Here is a 16838-nt window from a genome sequence, read left to right on the forward strand (position 1 = left end):
GAGCCCGGTGCGAGGCGAGCGGTCAGGCTCGCATACCGCGGGCGTCACGATGAAGAGTGGGTGATCTGTATAGGGGTGAGCGCTCGCGCGGTTTCACTGTTCGGCGGCCCCGGTTGATCGGGCGCGAAGGGTAACAGCGCTCTCGCTCGCTCGTGCTCCGATCGATTCCCCGGCGCGATCTGGATTCCGATCATGCGGATCGTGACCCCAGTACATGTTGATCTTGCCCGCAAAGCCTGCGTCGACAGCCTCATCAGATGGATGATCGACCAGGGCCACCTCTCCGAGGCCACGTACGCGCTTCAGGAAATCAACAAGGTGTCGCGCTCGTCTGAGAAGGCAGAGGCTGTCCAGAAGCGCCTGCGCCCAGTAGAGAAGACGCTGAAGGACAGGCTGCGCGAGGCGTCGGGGTTCCGGCTGTCTGACAGCCCGCCGGCCGGACCGCCTGAGGAGCCTCACGGGAACGGCTGAGGTCTCACGATCTCCTTCCTTCGCATCCCATCCGCACTGGGCAGGGGGATCGACGCCACAGCCCTCTCCCACGTCGGGACCTCGGCATCACAAGCCACATGACGCGCCTGAGCGTCGCAATACCGAAGCATGCCGATCTTGTGAGACCGTGACGCCCATGACCATCGATGCCACCGCTTCGAGCGGCGCTCATGGCGCGGCGACTGCACGCCGCACCGACAGCTATCTGATCACCATCGCTAACCAGAAGGGCGGGGTGGGCAAGACGATGCTCACACTGTCACTGGCTGCGCACACTGCCAAGGCGAACGGCCGAGCATTCGTCTGGGACATCGACCCGCAGGCCAACGCCTACGACCTGACCAGCGTCATGAACTCCCCCGGCTACGACGTCGTCCACGAACTGGACCCGAACCGAGTCGCCGACGTACGGCGGATGCGCCAGTACGACACTGTGTTCATCGACTGCCCCGGCAGCCTGGAGGGCCGCGAGATTCTCTCGCAGATCGTGCGGGCCTCCACGTTCGTACTGATCCCTTACGACCACGAGCCCGAGTCGATCCTGCCGACCCTGCGGACCGCACGCCGGGTCGCCGAGCTGGGCATCCCGTACGCCGTCGTCGTGACCAAGGCCAATCCGCAGGTCGGAGCTGACCACGTGCTCGACGCTTGGAAGACGCTCGAAGACCAGCAGATCCCGCACTTTCAGTCGTTCGTCCGGCTGTACCGGGCCTGGCCCAACAGCCTCAAGGCGGGCGTCCCCATCACCCGATGGAACGAGCGGTACGCCCCTAAGGTTCGCGAGGATATCGCCGCCGTTCACACAGAACTGCTGCTGAACATCGGCCGGATCGCCGGAGCCCGCCCGTGACCATGGCAGGTGAATCCATGACCAAGAACAAGCGCAAGGGGTTCGACGACCTGATCGCCCGGCGAGATGAACTCGGCGACGCGTCCCCGCCGTGGAGTTTGTCAGAGGAAGAAGGCCCTGAGTCCGCTGTTGAGCCATCTCACGGAACCGACGCCGGCCCCGCCGGGCCTGAAGCCGTGCCCGCGCCGTACGAGACCGCCAACATCGGAGAACTAACCGTCGCCGAACGCGACGACCTCGCAGCCTGCGAATCCGCGATCGACACTCTCCGTGTGGCCTTCTGGGCCGCAGGCAAGGCTCTGCAGGTGATTCGCGACGCACGCCTGTACCGGACGACTCACCCCACGTTCGAGGCGTACGTGGGGGAGCGGTGGGAGATGACGCGCACCCAGGCGGATCGGCTGATCCGAGCATGGCCGCTCGCCGAGCGTTTGACACCAATTGGTGTCAAGATCATCAATGAGGCGCAGATTCGGGAGCTGCTACCCCTGGCCGATCAGCACGGCCAGGACGCCGCGGTAACCGTCTATCGGACGGTCGCCGAGGCTGGCGGGGTGAGGGTCACCGCAGCTCTTCTTAAGGGTGTCGTGGCTATCCTCCCGCCCGATCGGTTTGGGCACGCTGAGGCTGTTGCCCAGATCCGTGCCTACCTCGCTGGGGAGATCGCGCCGCCAGACTCCTCGCCGACGACGCCGGCTGAGTTGTGGTCTGTCGAGGCTGGCCGTGTCCGTACTGCGCTACGACGGGTCCGCCAGGGTGCCGTCAGTGCTGCCGTCGAGCATCCCGACGACGCTCGCAAGCTTGCGGCCGAGCTGCGCGAGCTGGCCGACGAAGTAGAGCAGGGACTGCAGTAGTAGGCGCAGAGGGTTGCAACGACTCGGGCCCGGGAGGATCCTCCCGGGCCCGGGTCGTTGCATTCTGGGATGCGCTCAGCCTTGCTCAGCCCGCGTGATCACGTCCTGGCCGTGCTGATCGGCCAGGGGTAGCAGCTCCCGAATCTGCGCCCCATTGATGATCTTGACACCAATTGGTGTCAAACACTCGGCGAGCGGCCATGCTCGGATCAGCCGATCCACCTGGGTGCCGAGCTGGTCGCCGATCACGCGAGCCGCGGCGCGTGAACTACCGAATCAACTTCCACGCTGCGGCCAGCTCGCAGATCCCGGGCCTTCCCGCCGAGGCGTTCCGTGTCCTGGTTGACGAGCTGCTCATCGTTGATGCCGATCCGCACCACCGCGGCGTACCCGACCTCGACGACGGCCGATACCGAGGGCAGGTGTTCGGCGGAGTCGGCCTCGTCTCCCGCTGCTGGCCTAGTTGATCTTGCTACCAGTCCGCGTTTCAAGATCGCCTTGCCAACGCGGATGTCGTCGAGCTGCTCGTGCTCGGTCACACCTGTTCCGAGGCAGCCCTGGCCGATCTACGGTCCCGCCTGACGGACGTCGTACGCGAAACCCACCAGGGCGCGGCGGCCGTCGAGGAGCGGGTCGCACCCCTTTAAGGCAGCGCACGGCCCGAGATATCTGGTCACTTGTCTGGTCCCCCGGCCGCCGGTGGCAACGCGGAGGCAGCGGCGGCCGCCAGCAGGCCGACTGTGTCGACGTCGAGCTGCCGGCCGTGCCGCAGGATCCATCCGGGCACGCGCCGGGCCCGCAGCAGAGTGACCCCGTCCACAGCCAGCGCGCCCCATTGGGGCATCTGAGCGCCGTGCACGGCCACCACCGGGATGACGTCGACCCGGCGGCCGGTGGCTCGGGTCAGCGTCGTACCGACCGCTCGCGCCTCGAAAAGCACGGGCGTGACGACCGGCCCGGCGGGTCGCTTGCCGATCCAGATCCGGCCGCGGACCCCGCTGATCCGGGTACGGCGATCCCACTTCTTGGAATCGACCACGAACACCCCGGCCGGTCCGATCACCAGGTGGTCGACGTTGGCCCGGCTCGCGGGCAGCGCCCGGTCATGCAGCACCGTGTAGCCGGCGCGCTCCAGGCGGCGCAGCAGGCGCGCGGTCGCGCGCTCCCCCGCCGCGCCCTTACGCCAAGCCGTCACGCTCGAATGGCTACGCCAGCGGTGGACCGCGTCGGCGGCCGCGGCGACCGCCGCCGCCGCGAGCCCTGCCCGCCAGCCGAGTACCCACGTCCCCGCGCCGCCGGCGGCCGCCGCGATGGCGGCCCGTGCCGTCCATCGCCGGGACCGGGTGCGGGCGAGCTGTGCGCGGTAGTGCGCCTGAGCGGAGGCGCCGGCCGAACCGGTGCCGGGAGTGTGAGCGGTCAACAGGCCACCTCCACGAAACGCGATTCGGTGATCGAAACCATACGCTCCGTGATCACCGAAGGCCCGCCCTTGTCCCTCCGCACTGCCCCCGGACGGTGCCCCAAGAGCGGGCGACCGGCCCGTCCGCTTGCCTGTCCGCAGGACCCGCCGCTATCCAAGATCAGGAAAATCCAAAGGCGAGGCATCAAGGTTTCTCCGATACGAGGGGCAAGATCGCTGCCCCCGCGGGCGTGGAAGGAGGCGGCCGGGCGGTGGCGTGGGTGACCGTGCGCGGTCCGCCCGAGGAACAGGTGGACTACCGGCTCGCCGCCGGGAGCGGCTGCGACCGCATCACACCTACCGGCTGGCCAACGGCACCACGGTCCACCTGCATGACCCGTCGCTGGCGCGGCCGCTGATATGGATCGGCGAGGGCCTTGCCGAGGTCGGCATCATGCCGGGAAGGCCGCTGACCACCGAGCAGCAGAGCGCGGCCCGCGCGCTGATGGACGGCGTCGACTTGGCCGACGTCTACGAGCCGAGTGAACTCGAGTACGCCCGCGCGCATCGCGACGCCCGGGTGCGGATCAGGCTCAGCGCCGATGCCTGGGAGCCACAAGGCCGCGACTGGTACATGCCGTGACGATCGCCCACTTCGGTGCCCGCCGTAAGGGGTCGGGGCGATCGGCGCCGATCGCCTTCGGCGCCCGGCATCGAGAACCCCCCCGATCAGGTCAGCAGCATGCTCCCGGGCCACGTGGTGCGCCAGTTCGGCACACCAGGTCGTGGACCTCCTCGAACTGGCCGTTTCGGTCACTGCTCCACTCGAATCCAAGTGGGGGACTTCCCACGTAGGTAGCCCTTAGAGGTTGCCGCGCGGGAGCTGCGCGTTAGGTGCCTGCTCCTGAGCAGCCCGCTAACGATCAGCCGGGTTCTCGGAAACAGCCCCCACCGAACTGGCGGAGAACGGTCCACCAGCGCCTCCGCGTCTCTCGCTGCCGGCGGTGACGCGGTCCCGACGAGACTGCGGTGTTGTCGCCGGTGTCCGGAAATCCGCGGATAGGTGGCCACCAACTAACAGCGACGTCATCGGTTAGCGCCGACCGCGCCAGTTGCGGCTGGCAGTGGGCTGACAGCCCGCGTTCCCTCGCCTCGACCGGAGCATCAGTCATATAGCCGTACTGCCAGTACCACCTTTGGATGCCTTGCGACACGCAGACGTAGAGGATGTCCATATCCGTGGAGCGCTTCGCGGCGTACATGGTGATCTGGTCCCAGCTGGCAGTCATCGTCACTGTGGCGGATCTCCCGGCATAGATGCCGGTGAACGCGTATACCTCTGCCTTTTCGTCACATCCGGCTCCGGCCGGGCTGTTGATGCCCGGCTCCTCGAGGCCGAGAATGGCCTGCCGCCATGGCGGCCAAGCCGACGCGGTGAGCACGCCTAACAGTGTCCCCATGACCCACCAGTCCAACGAAGTCATCGTGATTCCATTCGTCGCAGGTTCGGAACCCGGCGCCGGGCGCTATCGCGGCCCCTGCCGTCGAGGACGGTCAAGCGCCAGCGGGTCTTTCCGTACTCACGCCGAGGTGCCGTTACCCGCCACGAACTGCCCTTACAGATGGCACATCTGCCTGTCGAACGTCGACATCAGCATCACGTGTGACAAGGCCGATGCTTCTGTACGGGCTCTACAGGCAAGACATGAGAGGAGAGCGGCTGCGATGTCTCCCATCGCAGCCGCTCTATCGCGGTGTGTTCCCATCCGCACCAATTCCCCAGGTGCGAGGCGCGAGATGGGAACGATCAGCCGGGGCACCGGGATCGACCCCTGCTGCCGCGATCTGGACGAGAGACGCTCACCAGCGCCTTCGCGTCTCTCGTTCTCGGCGGTCGTGCGGTGCCCGCCGAGGCTGTTGTGGTGATGCCGCCCGTGTTCTGGGCTCCGCAATCACCAGTTAGCGCTGGCCACCCCAGCCGCCATGGCCAGGACCGCCGGTGCCGGGACCGCCATGGCCAGGACCGCCAGTGCCGGGACCGCCAGTGCCGGGACCGCCAGTGCCGGGACCGCCGGTGCCGGGACCGCCGGTGCCGGGACCGCCGGTGCCGGGACCGCCGGTGCCGGGACCGCCGGTGCCGGGACCGCCGGTACCCGGACCGCTGTGGCCGCCGTGGTCGCCCCAGCCGCCGTGGTCGCCCCAGCCGCCGTGGTCGCGGTCGCGGTCGCGGTCGCCCCAGCCACCGTGGCCGTGGTCGCCCCAGCCGCTGCCGGGCCCGCCCCAGTTGTGGCCGAAGCCACCCCAGTTACGGCCGAAGCCACCCCAGTTACGGCCGAACCCGACCCAGTTCTCGCCGAACCCGAACCCGCGCCCGGGAAGGCCGTACCAGCCACCGGGGAGACCCGCCACGGTCTGGTTGCACCAGGAGCCGGGCAGAGGGAACGTGCGGCCGTTCAGGATGTAGACCGGCTGGCTGTAGCTCGATCCGCAGGAGGGCGAGACGTACACCCCACCGTTCACGATGTACTGGCAGCTGGGCAGCGTGTACGAGCGGCCGTCCAGGACGTACTGGTGAACGCTCTGGCCGAGCGTGTAACCCGGGAGGCCGTACCAGCCACCGGGCATGCCGGCGATGGTCTGGCGCTGCCAGGTGCCGGGCAGACGGTACGTGCGGTTGTTCCGGAGGTAGACCGGCTGGCTGTAGCTCGATCCGCAGGAGGGCGAGACGTACACCCCGCCGTTCATGATGTACTGGCAGCTGGGCAGCGTGTACGAGCGGCCGTCCAGGATGTACTCGTGACTCTCCACGGTCGTCTTGACGGTCCGGACGGCCACCACGTCCCCCCTGGGCGTGGTGTAGCCGGGCCCCGCTGTACTGGAGCTGCTGGCCGTCTGTGTGGTGATGCTCGCCGCGTTTGCGGCCTCGGTAGCCAGTGTCGCAGATGCGATCACGGCGGAGGCTGCGAAGACGCCGATGGCGAGGGCTTTCTTCATCGTCAAGAGACGATTCCTTTCGTGAGGTTTGCGGAATGCGCTCTTACCGGTGGTGCTGAGGGCGCATCCCAGGAGCCGCGTCTGAGAACGGCGCGGCGGAATGTGCAGTTCAGTCGAATAGCGCGAATCGGACTTCGGGTAAGAACCCCCTCCGAGGGGCAAAGGGATACGAATCCTTAGTCGAAAACGCACTCCGAGATCACAGATCTCTGATGTCAGCAGATTTTGATGACATTCGCGGGTTGAACAGGTCGAGAGTCTGCACTCCCGCCGCTGCCGCGATGGCATCCGCCGTGGTGCGGCGGCACGTGCCTCGCTTGAGTAGGCCGTCGATGCACTGCCTGGTGAGGTCCGCGTGGCGAGCAAACTCGGCCATGCTGCGATTGTGTCCCAACATCACGGCGCGTAAGAGCGCCACGCTCCGCAGGTGCATCTGCGGCTTTCCCGCCATAGCCAACCATCTCCGATGGAGTAGTGCGTCATCAGATTCCGCTGACAGTTCGACTGCAGGTGGCACTGTAACCACAGCAGATACTCGGATGCACGTGGAACCGAAAGATTCTGCATACGCGTCTAAGGGCGGGGGATCCTTTGTCCGGCCATCTTGCTGACAAACCCGCACCGGGTTTCGCAGAAGATTGCTCTCTGTTATCAGGATCCGGTGGGCATGACGGGCCGCGATCACGACGGACAGAGTCCAGAGCCGGCAACCAAATGCCGTCGCGACGTGTGGCGGAGTGCGGCACCGGTCGGATCGCGGCGCGACCAGCGGATCGGCATCCGGCGTCAGATCGCTGATCACCCCGCGGCCACTGCCGGGATCGCCTGCGACGCGTCCCGCAACTTATGCCGGCGCCCCGAAAGCCGGGCGAGGTCACATGCACCACCCGCCAAAACCGCACACGAGTGATCATTTCGGTGCAGGTGGGGTAGAGATGGGTGAAACGTAAATCGTAATTTCCCGATACACCATCGCCGTTGCTGTTGGAACGCGCCAGGCTGTCCGCATCTGAGCCTGCCAGTCACATACAAGCGGACATATTGGCACAGAAAGGACGCGGTGGGTTATCCGTGTCATCGCCGTTACAGCCGTCAATAGAGTTCCGTCGCACGCCATTGCCATGTGGCTGCCCAGGACTGATCAGCCGCACGTTTCCGGGGCCTCGGATCCTCGCCTATGTCGATGAGGCGCAGTTCGCCCCGGAGTTGGAGGATCCCCTCGCCGAGGTCGGCATGTCTCAAATACTCGGCCTGCTCCAGCCCGTTGAAGAGACGCTCCCGGTCCCTGCGGTCCGCATACGCGTTCGACGGACCGGAGACCTCGGGCATGAGCTCACGGTGGTTGAGATCGCGCCGAAAGAGATCACTATCGGGGTAGAAAAGAGTCTTATGTCCGAAGATATGGCTAGTTTCCTGAGTGAAGCGGGCACTTCGGTTACCCGCGACTTCATCCGGCGGATGATTTGAGGGCTGCCCAGGCATAGCCCTGGCAGCCCGCTGTGCTCCCTGATCGCCGAACGCCGCGATGGCGCCGAATCGGCGATCTGCGGGGCAGGGAAATGTGAGGTTGGCGCAGGTGGTTTCGCCAACTTGGATCGCCATGTGGCCGCGCTGAGCGCAGCCTGCTCGTTCGGAAAGTGACCGCGGGCCATGGCCGCCCGCCAGGCCCGCGCGTTCGTCGAGCAGATCACACCTGCCTGGGCCTCTGCGTGCCGAAGAGCGCAGTTCTTCGCCCGAGCGCGCATCGAGCGGCCAGCCATGCCGGGCCTCCCGCGCGGGGTATAGGGGGCGATCGCGGGCAAAGGGCGGGAAGCCGAACCCATTCACCCGACATGACTCGCAGAGTCGTCGAGGTTGCGACAGAGGCGTGCTTTACCGGTCATCTTGCTGACGAGGTTGCTGCCAAGGCTTGCAGAGGATTGCTCCCTGTCGTCAGGATCTAGCGGGCATGATGGTCACGATCACGACGAAGAGATTTCGAGGAGCTGACAACTAAATGCCGCTGCGACGCGTCGTTGCCGATCGGCCTCCTACTCCCCTGAGCGACTTCATCCGCGACCACATCAGGGACGTGGGCCTCAGCATCCGCACGCTCGCGTTGCAGTCCGTGAGCCCGACCACGGGCCAGAACCTCACCGCCCAGTGGATAACCGACGTGCTGAACGGCCGTGTGCCCCGAATGCCTGATAGCTGGCGCCTGGACGCCCTTGCGGTAGGACTCGGCCGGGATCCGGACAGCGTGAAGGCGATGGCCATCGCTCAGTGGATCGGGTGGGACATTGCTGACATCCAGACCGATGCGGGAGAACGCCTGATCTTTCGTGTGCCCAAGGGCTGTACCCCTGAGCAGCGCGCACGCTTGGCTGATGAACTCGGACGAATGATCACTTCGGCAGGGCTGAAAACGAAAGAGTGAGTCCACTCACCGAGATCGACTCCCGCATCGCGGCTGCCTACCTCGGTGAGGCCAAGATTCCGCTTCAGCCGGCGCAGGAGGTCCTGCTCGCCGCTGTCTGTTCCCCGCGATCCGCCCACGAGACCCACTCCTTCTTATCGGACCCCGTGGGCCTCCCTGCTGGGAGGGCGCTGCGAGAGCTAGTAGCGGGTCCGGTGGCTTAGGCCGACTCCGGCCCAGAGCGCCGCTCTACCTATTGGTAGCTTGCGGGAAGTCTGGTTCTCGCAAGTGACCCTGCGCCCTTGTGAACCGCCTTCCGGGGACCTGCCGGGGCCCGGGAACACGATCTGCCAACGGCTTCCCGATCTTCTTCTCGGCCACCGCACCGGCCCGGCATCGTGGCAGGCATGCCGCGCCTCCCCCGCCGACTTCCGCGTCTGACGCGCCCGCTCTCCCGGCGCCGCCTGCGCCAGCCCGTGCCCCTGGTTCCGTTCGGCCTCGCCCTGGGCCTCACCCTCGTCCTGGCCGCCGCCGCGGCCGCCGGGCTGATCGTGCTTACCCTGGTCGGGCTCGGCTCGCCCGACCTCCCCCACGGCAACCTCGGCGTCACCGACCTGCTGGAGGTCGTCAAGATCTCCCTGGCCGTGGTCGCCGGCGTCGGCGGCGTCGTCGCCCTGGTCGTCGCCTACCGCAGACAGCGCCTCGCCGAAGCTGGGGAGGCCCGCGAGCACACCAAGCTGTACGCCGAACGCTTCACCACCGCTGCCAACCAGCTCGGCTCCGACGCCCCCGCGGTCCGCCTGGCCGGCATCCACGCTCTGGCCGCCCTCGCCGACGACTGGCCCGGCGGCCGCCAGATGTGCATCGACGTGCTGTGCGCCTACCTGCGCATGCCGCCCGAACCGGAACCCGACGCCGAGCACGACCCCGGCGCACATGGGTCCTGGCGCGCGATGCGCGAGGTACGCGCCACGATCATCCGTCTCATCGCCGCCCACCTGCACCGCAACGCACCCACTCCCTGGCACGGCCACGACCTGGACTTCACCGGGGTCGTCTTCGACAACGGCGCCGACTTCACCAATGCGGAGTTCTCCGGCGGCCGGGTCGTGTTCGCCGGCGCGAAGTTCTCCGGCGGCCGGGTCGCGTTCGCCGACGCGGAGTTCTCCGGCGGCGAGGTCTCGTTCGATCGCGCGGAGTTCTCCGGCGGCACGGCCTCGTTCGGCGGTGTGAAGTTCTCCGCCGGCGAGGTCTCGTTTACCGGCGCGAAGTTCTCCGGCGGCGAGGTCGGGTTCGGCGGCGCGGAGTTCTCCGGCAGCCGGGTCGCGTTCAATCACGCGGAGTTCTCCGCCGGCCGGGTCGCGTTCGCCGGTGTGGAGTTCTCCGGCGGCACGGTCTGGTTCGGCGGTGTGAAGTTCTCCGGCGGCGAGGTCGGGTTCGGCGGTGTGAAGTTCTCCGGCGGCCAGGTCTTGTTCGGCCTTGCGGAGTTCTCCGACGGCGAGGTCTCGTTCAACCTTGCGAAGTTCTCCGACGGCGAGGTCTCGTTCAGCGGTGCAAAGTTCTCCGGCGGCACGGTCTGGTTCAGCGGTGCAAAGTTCTCCGGCGGCCAGGTCTTGTTCGTCCAGGCGGAGTTCTCCGGCGGCCGGGTCGTGTTCACCGACGCGGAGTTCTCCGACGGCGAGGTCTCGTTCAGCCTTGCGAAGTTCTCCGGCGGCACGGTCTGGTTCGGCGGTGTGAAGTTCTCCGGCGGCAAGGTCGCGTTCGACCGCGCGGAGTTCTCCGCCGGCCGGGTCGCGTTCGACGGTGTGGAGTTCTCCGGCGGCCTGGTCTCGTTCGACGGCGCGAAGCTCTCCGGCGGCAAGGTCGCGTTCACCGGCGCGGAGTTCTCCGCCGGCACGGTCTGGTTCTCCCATGCGTGGTTCTCCGGCGGCGAGGTCTCGTTCGACGGTGCGAAGTTCTCCGGCGGCCGGGTCTCGTTCCACGGTGTATCCGACTGGTCCCATCCCCCTATCGATCTTCCCGCCCAGGCTCCTGGGCTCCAGCTGCCATCCCGGCCCCTCCCCTAGGCCGTCGCCCAATCGGCCGAAGAGGGCACCGAGCACGGGGTTGAGGAACTTGCGGACAGCCGTTGGCGCTGAGAATGATCATGGTTGGGACGTGGGGATGTAGGTCTCGTTACGAGTTGCGGCTTTCGTGGTGTCTGGTGCTGGCTGGTCTTTAGGTTGCGGTGTTATGCCAGCGGATTTCTTGTCTGAGGAGCAGAGGGCCGCCTACGGGACGTTCGGCGAGCTGCCGTTGCTGGCGGATCTGGAGAAGTTCTTCTTCTTGGACGCGTTCGACCGGAACGTGATCGCGCAGTCGCGGCAGGATTCGCATCGCCTTGGGGTGGCGGTGCAGATCGGGACGGTGCGGTATAAGGGCTTGTTCCTGGAGGACCCTCTCGGCGTGCCGTGGCCGGTGGTGGACTATCTGGCCGAGCAGTTGGGGATCGGGGATCCGTCGCAGGTCAAGAGGTATGGGGAACGGCCGAAGACGGGGTATGAGCACGCGTGGATGATCCGTGACGCCTATGGCTACCGCGTGTTCGAGGACCGGAGCTGCTGGGAGGGGCGGGTTCTGGCGAAGGGGTTCTTGACGTTCCTGCATGGTCGGGCGTGGACACATGCGGAGGGGCCGACGGCGCTGTTCGATCAGGCTGTGGCGTGGCTGCGGCGGCATCGGGTGCTGTTGCCGGGGGTGACGGTGCTGGAGCGGCTGGTCGGCGGTGTTCGGGAGCAGGCGGATGAGCGCCTGTACGGCACGGTGGCCCGGCAGGCGGCTCGCGCGGATTCGGGTCTGCCGCGGGCGCTGGTGGGGTTGCTGGAGGTGCCGGAGGGGGCGCGGTTGTCCGAGCTGGAGCGCCTCCGGCAGGCACCGAAGCGGCAGTCGGGCCCAGAGCTGGTGCGGGCGCTCAAGCGGGTCGATGACCTGGCCGCCTTCGAGCTGGGCCGGGTGCGGGTGTCCAAGGTGCCGGTACGGCGGATGAAGACCCTCGCGCGGTACGGGGCGGGCAGCAAGGCGCCGCTGTTGGCACGTCTGGACGAGCCGCGGCGTACGGCGACGCTGGTGGCGGTGACCCGCAGCCTGGAGGCCGAGGCCATCGACGACGCAGTCGACTTGTTCGCGCTGCTGATGACCACCCGGATGATCAACCCGGCGCGGCGCAAGTCGGGGACTGACCGGTTGGCGATGCTGCCCAGGTTGGAGAAGGCCTCCAGGGTGCTGTCGCGGGCGGGCCGGGTACTGGTGGAACAACTCGACCTGGTCGCCGAGACCAACGCCGATCTGGACCCGGCGGCGTTGTGGGCGGCGGTCGCGCAGGAGGCCGGCGCGACCAAACAGCAGGTCCTGGCGGCGCTGGAGTCGGTGGAGGAACTTGTCCCGGACGATGACGGCGCCGCCGAGGCCGCGATGCGCTCGGCGCTGGTCGACAAGTACAACACCGTCCGGCCGTTCCTGAAGTTGCTGGGCGAGTCGAGGTCGCTGGGCGCGGCGGCCGGTGGGGTGCGGGTGCTGGCCGCGGTGCGGCGGCTGCCGGAGCTGGCACGCCGGCAGGTGTCACGCAAGCCGCTGCTGCCGGGGGAGATCGACGTCTCGCTGGTGACACCGGCGTGGAAACGGGCGGTGTACTCCAATAAGGATCTTCCGCAGGGCGCCGTGGACCGAGACGCCTATGTGGTGTGCGTGCTCGAGGCGCTGTTGCGGGCGCTGTCGGTGCGGGATGTGTTCGCTACCCCGTCGCTGCGGTGGGCCGACCCTCGCTCGCACCTGCTGGACGGCCGGGTGTGGGAGGCGGTCCGGCCGGACGTGCTGGCCTCGCTGTCGCTGACCGACCCGGTGCAGGAGCACCTGGACGGCAAGCTGCTGGCGCTGGATGCGGCGTGGAAGCAGATGGCCGCCCGGTTGGAAGAGGCCGGCGAGGACGCCCGGGTCCGGGTGGTGACACCGGCCGACGGGCGGGCCCGGTTGTCGGTGGACAAGCTCGGCACGGTCGGCGAGCCGGCGTCCCTGGCCTGGCTGCGGGGAGCGTGTCAGGCGATGCTGCCGCGCATCGACCTGCCCGAACTGCTGCTGGAGGTGCACTCCTGGACCGGGTTCCTGGACGCCTACGTGCACCTGGCCGACATCTCCACCCGGATGCGCGACCTGCCGCGCTCGCTGGTGGCGCTGCTGGTCGCCGAGGCCTGCAACGTCGGCCTGGTTCCGGTGATCAAGGACGGGGACAAGGCACTCACCCGTGGCCGGCTGTCGCACGTCGACCAGAACTATGTGCGGGCCGACACTCACGCCGCGGCCAACGCGATCCTGATCGAGCACCAGCGGGGCATCCCGATCGTCGCCTCGTGGGGCGGCGGGCTGCTGGCCTCGGTGGACGGGCTGCGGTTCGTCGTCCCGGTCCAGACGATCAACGCCGGGCCCTCACCGAAGTACTTCGGCTACAAACGCGGTCTCACCCTGCTCAACGCCGTCAACGACCAGGTGATGGGCATCGGGCAGTTGGTGGTGCCCGGCACCCCGCGCGACTCCCTCTACATCCTGGACTGCCTGATCAACATCGACGCCGGGCCCAAGCCCGAGTTGGTCACAACCGATCAGGCCTCCGACTCGGACACGGTGTTCGGGATCTTCTCCATGCTCGGCTATCGGTTCGCGCCCCGCTTCGCCGACCTGGGCGACCAGCGGTTCTGGCGTGCTGAGGTTCCCGGCAGCGACACCCCGGGCGACTACGGGCCGCTGGAGGCGATCGCCCGCAACAAGATCAACAGCAAGAAGGTCCACACGCAGTGGTCGGACATGGTCCGCGTCGCCGGGTCGCTGGTGACCAACCAGGTCCGCGCCTACGACCTGCTGCGCATGTTCTCAAGAGGCGGCAACCCGACCCCGCTCGGGCAGGCGTTCGCCGAGTACGGCCGCATCGACAAGACCCTGCACCTGCTGTCGATCCTCGACCCGATCGATGACTCCTATCACCGGAAGCTGAACAAGCAGCTCACCGTGCAGGAGTCCCGGCACCGGCTGGCCCGCAAGATCTGCCACGGCGGCAACCAGATCCGGCAGGCCTACCGTGAAGGCCAGGAGGACCAGTTGGCCGCGCTCGGCCTAGTCGTCAACGCCGTCGCGCTGTGGAACAGCCGCTATCTGTCGCAGATCGTCGACCAGTTGCGCGCCCAGGGCATCCCGGTCGCCGGCGAGGACGTCGCCCGCCTGTCCCCGCTCGGCCACGCCCACCTCAACTGCCTGGGCCGCTACGCCATCGCCTCCTCCACTCCTGACCAGGGGCTGCGCGAACTCGGCCCGATGCCCGAGCCGCCCGCCGGCGACGGGGGTGTGTAGGGCCTGGCGTCGGTGCGCTTCCTGGCGGCGGGGAGTGAGCAGAATGTGCCCGGAGTCTTGCTTTCGGGGGTCAGCCCCGCAGAGTGGAGATGGCCTTCTCGATACGCCGCCGGCGCGTCTCGGGCTTCTTCGCACTCTCGATTGCACGCACGTGCTCGCGCTTGTGGCTGTATGCAAGGTTGTCGTAGGCGGCGCGGGCGACGGGGTCGTCGTCCAGAGCCTGGGCGAAGTCCGCAGGCTCGACCACGACGCGCGGCTCGGTGTCGAGCTCCAGCTCGACCTCGATCTCCTCGCCGATTGCGACACCGGCGGCCTGCCGGTTGGCATTGCTGAGGCCGAGCAAGTGGCGGCCGCGCAGGAGGGCGACCCGGCTCCTCCAGGAATGCCCGTTGACTGTGATCGTCACCGGCGGCCGCGCGCCCCCGCCGAGCGCTGCTACCACCTCGGACGGAACTTCCAGACCCCGCATGGGCTCAGGTGGCTCAACGTAGGCCCGAAACTTCATGATCTTCTCCTGTTCGTCCTGCCGGTTCACCGCGGATCCCGCCCGCCCGGCTCCGATCGCCGCTCCCGCTTCCCGCACGCGGGGTCACAGCCGTCCGGGACGGCAGCGGCACGCGCCCCGCCGTCCCGGACGGCTGTGAGAGAAGGATCGCGGCTACTCCGCGTAGGGCTGGTCGGTTCCCTGGGCGCTGTAGCCCAGACTCCAGATGTAGCCGTCCGGGTCGGCGAAGGTGCCGCCGTACCCGCCCCACGGCAGAGCGCCGGCGGGCTTGAGGACCGTGGCGCCAGCCTTCTCGGCCTCCGCCATGATCTCATCGACCCGCGCCTCACTGCGGACGACGTAGGTCAGAACCAGTCCGCTGAAGCCACTGCCTTCCTGGTCCGTGCCCACCTGAGCGGCCAGGCCTTCGCGGCTGTAGAAGCCGACGGGTGAGGCGCCGTCCGATTCGAAGAACACCGAGATGCCGAAGTCGCTCTGGATCTTCCAGCCGAGCCCCTCGGTGTAGAACCGCTTGGCCCGGTCCATGTCCCGGACGCCAAGAAGGATCGAGCTGACGTGTGCCTTCATGTCTTGCTCCTTATACATAGATGGTTATGTGGTTGCATGGGTGGTTATGTGCCCGGCCGGGCATCCAGGCAGGGCCCGGGCGCCACCCCGGTGGGGGCCCGCCTGTCCCCGGCCTTCGTCACACGAGCCGAGGAAGATCGCCCAACCTGCACCCCGAGCCGGCTGGCCACCTCAAGGGCCTACCCCCTCGTTGCCTCCGGTGATCAACACCACTGGTCATGATCGTTCCTTTCGTAGATGCCAGCGGTCGAGGGCCACATAGGCGGGTCGCCACTGGTGCTGGTAGGCCTGGCGCGCAGGTTCGGTGAGTTGCGCCAGCATCGCGGCGACGGCCTGGTCGCTCGCGCCGTCCAGGAGCCACGGCAGGATTCTGGGTACGGCGGAACCGATCCGCTGGGCGTGGATCTGCCCGAAGCGCGCCCACTGCTCCTGGGTGGCGGCCGCCTGAATCAGCGGAAGCGCCTGATCCTCCTCGTGCCTGAGGTGTCCGGTGAGGCCGGTGACCAGGGAATCGGTGAGATCCCCGAGCCGGTCCAGCCCGTCCTCGGGCCCGGCCAGTGCCTCATCGATCGCCTCGATGACCTGGTCGATGGCGGCGTGTTCTGCCTCCATCGCCTCCAGCAGCGTCAGGTCGGCCGGCCGGTCGGCCAGGATCTGGCGCAGTACGGGCCACAGTGCCTCATCCTCGGCGGTGTGGTGGACGTGCAGGGAGGTCTTGAACAGCTCCCAGCCGGCGGCGGTGCGCAGGACGGCGCACGGGTCGGCGCCGACCCGGGTGGTGACTTTGGCCAGGTGCTCGGCTTCCCGGCGCAGCGCGTCGTGCATCGCGTACATCGCCGTCATGTCGAGCGTGCTACGCATGGGCCACCCCTTCCACCTGCGGTTTTGGACGTCTCCCACTCTGGAGTGGTGACGTGCCCGCATCAACGTGGGATTCCGCGTGATCCGATAACTTGGGGCTTATAGCTCAGATAGGAACAAAGTGGAACTTAGGGACATCGAGATCTTTCTGACCCTGGCCGAGGAGCTGCACTTCGGCCGGACGGCCGCCCGGCTCTACGTGTCCCAGGCGCGGGTCAGCCAGGCGATCAGCCAGCAGGAACGCCGTATCGGAACCCCGTTGTTCGACCGCTCCAACCGCCGCCAGGTCCGCCTGACCCCGGTCGGACAGCAGTTGCGTGACGACCTGCTCCCGGTCTACGCGGGCCTGCGCGAAAGCCTCGAACGTGCCCGGATGGCATCCCGCGGCATCAACGCGCGGCTACGGGTGGGCATGCTGCCCTTCAACACCCACGACCTGCATCCCTACTGGCGGGCCTTCCGCGACCGGCACCCGCACTGGGAACTGCAGCTGCGCCGCGCTCCCTTCATCGACCCGTTCGCCAGGCTCCGCTCCGGCGACCTGGACG

Annotated in this window: 18 protein-coding genes; 8 read left to right on the forward strand and 10 right to left on the reverse strand. The window is 67.7% G+C overall.

Annotated elements, in window-relative coordinates; genetic code table 11:
* Positions 1-192: 192 nt before the first annotated feature.
* The 3 genes from AWQ71_RS38735 to AWQ71_RS44200 all read left to right on the forward strand — a co-directional run bounded on the left by AWQ71_RS38735 (position 193) and on the right by AWQ71_RS44200 (position 2196).
* On the forward strand, positions 193-471 hold the full coding sequence (locus AWQ71_RS38735) for a hypothetical protein (RefSeq protein ID WP_067143993.1): 279 nt from the start codon (positions 193-195) through the stop codon (positions 469-471).
* Between the two features lie 157 nt (positions 472-628).
* Positions 629-1342: a ParA family protein gene (locus AWQ71_RS38740; RefSeq protein WP_067143995.1), complete on the forward strand. Its 714-nt coding sequence runs from the start codon at positions 629-631 to the stop codon at positions 1340-1342.
* A gap of 17 nt (positions 1343-1359) precedes the next feature.
* The gene (locus AWQ71_RS44200; RefSeq protein ID WP_157570853.1) at positions 1360-2196 is read left to right on the forward strand and encodes a hypothetical protein; all 837 of its coding nucleotides are present in this window, start codon (positions 1360-1362) and stop codon (positions 2194-2196) included.
* A 75-nt stretch (positions 2197-2271) separates the two neighbouring features.
* On the opposite strand, the gene AWQ71_RS42420 is transcribed toward AWQ71_RS44200, so the two are convergent.
* From AWQ71_RS42420 to AWQ71_RS38755, 3 genes are all read right to left on the reverse strand, one after another.
* Entirely contained in the window at positions 2272-2445 is a 174-nt protein-coding gene (locus AWQ71_RS42420; protein WP_157570854.1) for a hypothetical protein, read from the reverse strand.
* On the reverse strand, positions 2442-2735 hold the full coding sequence (locus tag AWQ71_RS38750) for a hypothetical protein (RefSeq protein WP_067143999.1): 294 nt from the start codon (positions 2733-2735) through the stop codon (positions 2442-2444). The genes AWQ71_RS42420 and AWQ71_RS38750 overlap by 4 nt, the downstream gene beginning before the upstream one ends.
* Positions 2736-2869: 134 nt before the next feature.
* The gene (locus AWQ71_RS38755) at positions 2870-3616 is read right to left on the reverse strand and encodes a nuclease-related domain-containing protein (protein WP_067144001.1); all 747 of its coding nucleotides are present in this window, start codon (positions 3614-3616) and stop codon (positions 2870-2872) included.
* 256 nt (positions 3617-3872) lie between these two features.
* On the opposite strand from AWQ71_RS38755, the gene AWQ71_RS38760 reads away from it, so the two are divergent.
* Complete coding sequence (locus AWQ71_RS38760; protein WP_067144003.1) at positions 3873-4238, forward strand: hypothetical protein; 366 nt, start codon at positions 3873-3875, stop codon at positions 4236-4238.
* Between the two features lie 280 nt (positions 4239-4518).
* On the opposite strand, the gene AWQ71_RS38765 is transcribed toward AWQ71_RS38760, so the two are convergent.
* The 4 genes from AWQ71_RS38765 to AWQ71_RS42425 all read right to left on the reverse strand — a co-directional run bounded on the left by AWQ71_RS38765 (position 4519) and on the right by AWQ71_RS42425 (position 8191).
* Positions 4519-5079, reverse strand: a complete 561-nt coding sequence (locus tag AWQ71_RS38765) for a hypothetical protein (protein WP_067144005.1) — start codon at positions 5077-5079, stop codon at positions 4519-4521.
* Positions 5080-5554: 475 nt separating this feature from the next.
* The gene (locus tag AWQ71_RS44545) at positions 5555-6595 is read right to left on the reverse strand and encodes a hypothetical protein (RefSeq protein ID WP_174550796.1); all 1041 of its coding nucleotides are present in this window, start codon (positions 6593-6595) and stop codon (positions 5555-5557) included.
* Between the two features lie 193 nt (positions 6596-6788).
* On the reverse strand, positions 6789-6965 hold the full coding sequence (locus tag AWQ71_RS38775) for a hypothetical protein (protein ID WP_157570855.1): 177 nt from the start codon (positions 6963-6965) through the stop codon (positions 6789-6791).
* 716 nt (positions 6966-7681) lie between these two features.
* On the reverse strand, positions 7682-8191 hold the full coding sequence (locus AWQ71_RS42425) for a hypothetical protein (RefSeq protein ID WP_157570856.1): 510 nt from the start codon (positions 8189-8191) through the stop codon (positions 7682-7684).
* A 394-nt stretch (positions 8192-8585) separates the two neighbouring features.
* On the opposite strand from AWQ71_RS42425, the gene AWQ71_RS38785 reads away from it, so the two are divergent.
* From AWQ71_RS38785 to AWQ71_RS38800, 3 genes are all read left to right on the forward strand, one after another.
* Complete coding sequence (locus tag AWQ71_RS38785; RefSeq protein WP_067144012.1) at positions 8586-9005, forward strand: hypothetical protein; 420 nt, start codon at positions 8586-8588, stop codon at positions 9003-9005.
* Between the two features lie 386 nt (positions 9006-9391).
* Positions 9392-11050 (forward strand): pentapeptide repeat-containing protein, encoded by a 1659-nt coding sequence (locus AWQ71_RS38795; RefSeq protein WP_084259776.1) that lies wholly within the window; start codon positions 9392-9394, stop codon positions 11048-11050.
* Between the two features lie 166 nt (positions 11051-11216).
* Positions 11217-14357 (forward strand): Tn3 family transposase, encoded by a 3141-nt coding sequence (locus AWQ71_RS38800; protein WP_067144018.1) that lies wholly within the window; start codon positions 11217-11219, stop codon positions 14355-14357.
* A 70-nt stretch (positions 14358-14427) separates the two neighbouring features.
* On the opposite strand, the gene AWQ71_RS38805 is transcribed toward AWQ71_RS38800, so the two are convergent.
* The 3 genes from AWQ71_RS38805 to AWQ71_RS38815 form a co-directional block, all read right to left on the reverse strand.
* Positions 14428-14892 (reverse strand): YdeI/OmpD-associated family protein, encoded by a 465-nt coding sequence (locus AWQ71_RS38805; protein WP_218002154.1) that lies wholly within the window; start codon positions 14890-14892, stop codon positions 14428-14430.
* A gap of 123 nt (positions 14893-15015) precedes the next feature.
* On the reverse strand, positions 15016-15429 hold the full coding sequence (locus AWQ71_RS38810) for a VOC family protein (RefSeq protein ID WP_067144020.1): 414 nt from the start codon (positions 15427-15429) through the stop codon (positions 15016-15018).
* Between the two features lie 216 nt (positions 15430-15645).
* Positions 15646-16290 carry a hemerythrin domain-containing protein gene (locus AWQ71_RS38815; RefSeq protein WP_067144022.1) on the reverse strand — a complete coding sequence of 215 codons (645 nt, stop codon included), beginning with the start codon at positions 16288-16290 and terminating at the stop codon, positions 15646-15648.
* A 121-nt stretch (positions 16291-16411) separates the two neighbouring features.
* Between AWQ71_RS38815 and AWQ71_RS38820 the strand changes: the two genes are divergently transcribed.
* A partial coding sequence (locus AWQ71_RS38820) for a LysR family transcriptional regulator (RefSeq protein ID WP_157570857.1) occupies positions 16412-16838 on the forward strand: 427 nt, incomplete at its 3' end.

Source organism: Microtetraspora malaysiensis (genome assembly GCF_001528665.1).
In the GTDB taxonomy this organism is placed as follows: domain Bacteria; phylum Actinomycetota; class Actinomycetes; order Streptosporangiales; family Streptosporangiaceae; genus Microtetraspora_A; species Microtetraspora_A malaysiensis.

Coding starts and splice junctions, on each gene's coding strand:
- AWQ71_RS44200 (WP_157570853.1), top strand. CDS start 1,360: ATGACCAAGAACAAGCGCAAGGGGTTCGACGACCTGATCGCCCGGCGA.
- AWQ71_RS38775 (WP_157570855.1), bottom strand. CDS start 6,965: ATGGCCGAGTTTGCTCGCCACGCGGACCTCACCAGGCAGTGCATCGAC.
- AWQ71_RS38800 (WP_067144018.1), top strand. CDS start 11,217: ATGCCAGCGGATTTCTTGTCTGAGGAGCAGAGGGCCGCCTACGGGACG.
- AWQ71_RS38735 (WP_067143993.1), top strand. CDS start 193: ATGCGGATCGTGACCCCAGTACATGTTGATCTTGCCCGCAAAGCCTGC.
- AWQ71_RS38740 (WP_067143995.1), top strand. CDS start 629: ATGACCATCGATGCCACCGCTTCGAGCGGCGCTCATGGCGCGGCGACT.
- AWQ71_RS38765 (WP_067144005.1), bottom strand. CDS start 5,079: ATGACTTCGTTGGACTGGTGGGTCATGGGGACACTGTTAGGCGTGCTC.
- AWQ71_RS38810 (WP_067144020.1), bottom strand. CDS start 15,429: ATGAAGGCACACGTCAGCTCGATCCTTCTTGGCGTCCGGGACATGGAC.
- AWQ71_RS42425 (WP_157570856.1), bottom strand. CDS start 8,191: ATGGCGATCCAAGTTGGCGAAACCACCTGCGCCAACCTCACATTTCCC.
- AWQ71_RS38795 (WP_084259776.1), top strand. CDS start 9,392: ATGCCGCGCCTCCCCCGCCGACTTCCGCGTCTGACGCGCCCGCTCTCC.
- AWQ71_RS38815 (WP_067144022.1), bottom strand. CDS start 16,290: ATGCGTAGCACGCTCGACATGACGGCGATGTACGCGATGCACGACGCG.
- AWQ71_RS38785 (WP_067144012.1), top strand. CDS start 8,586: ATGCCGCTGCGACGCGTCGTTGCCGATCGGCCTCCTACTCCCCTGAGC.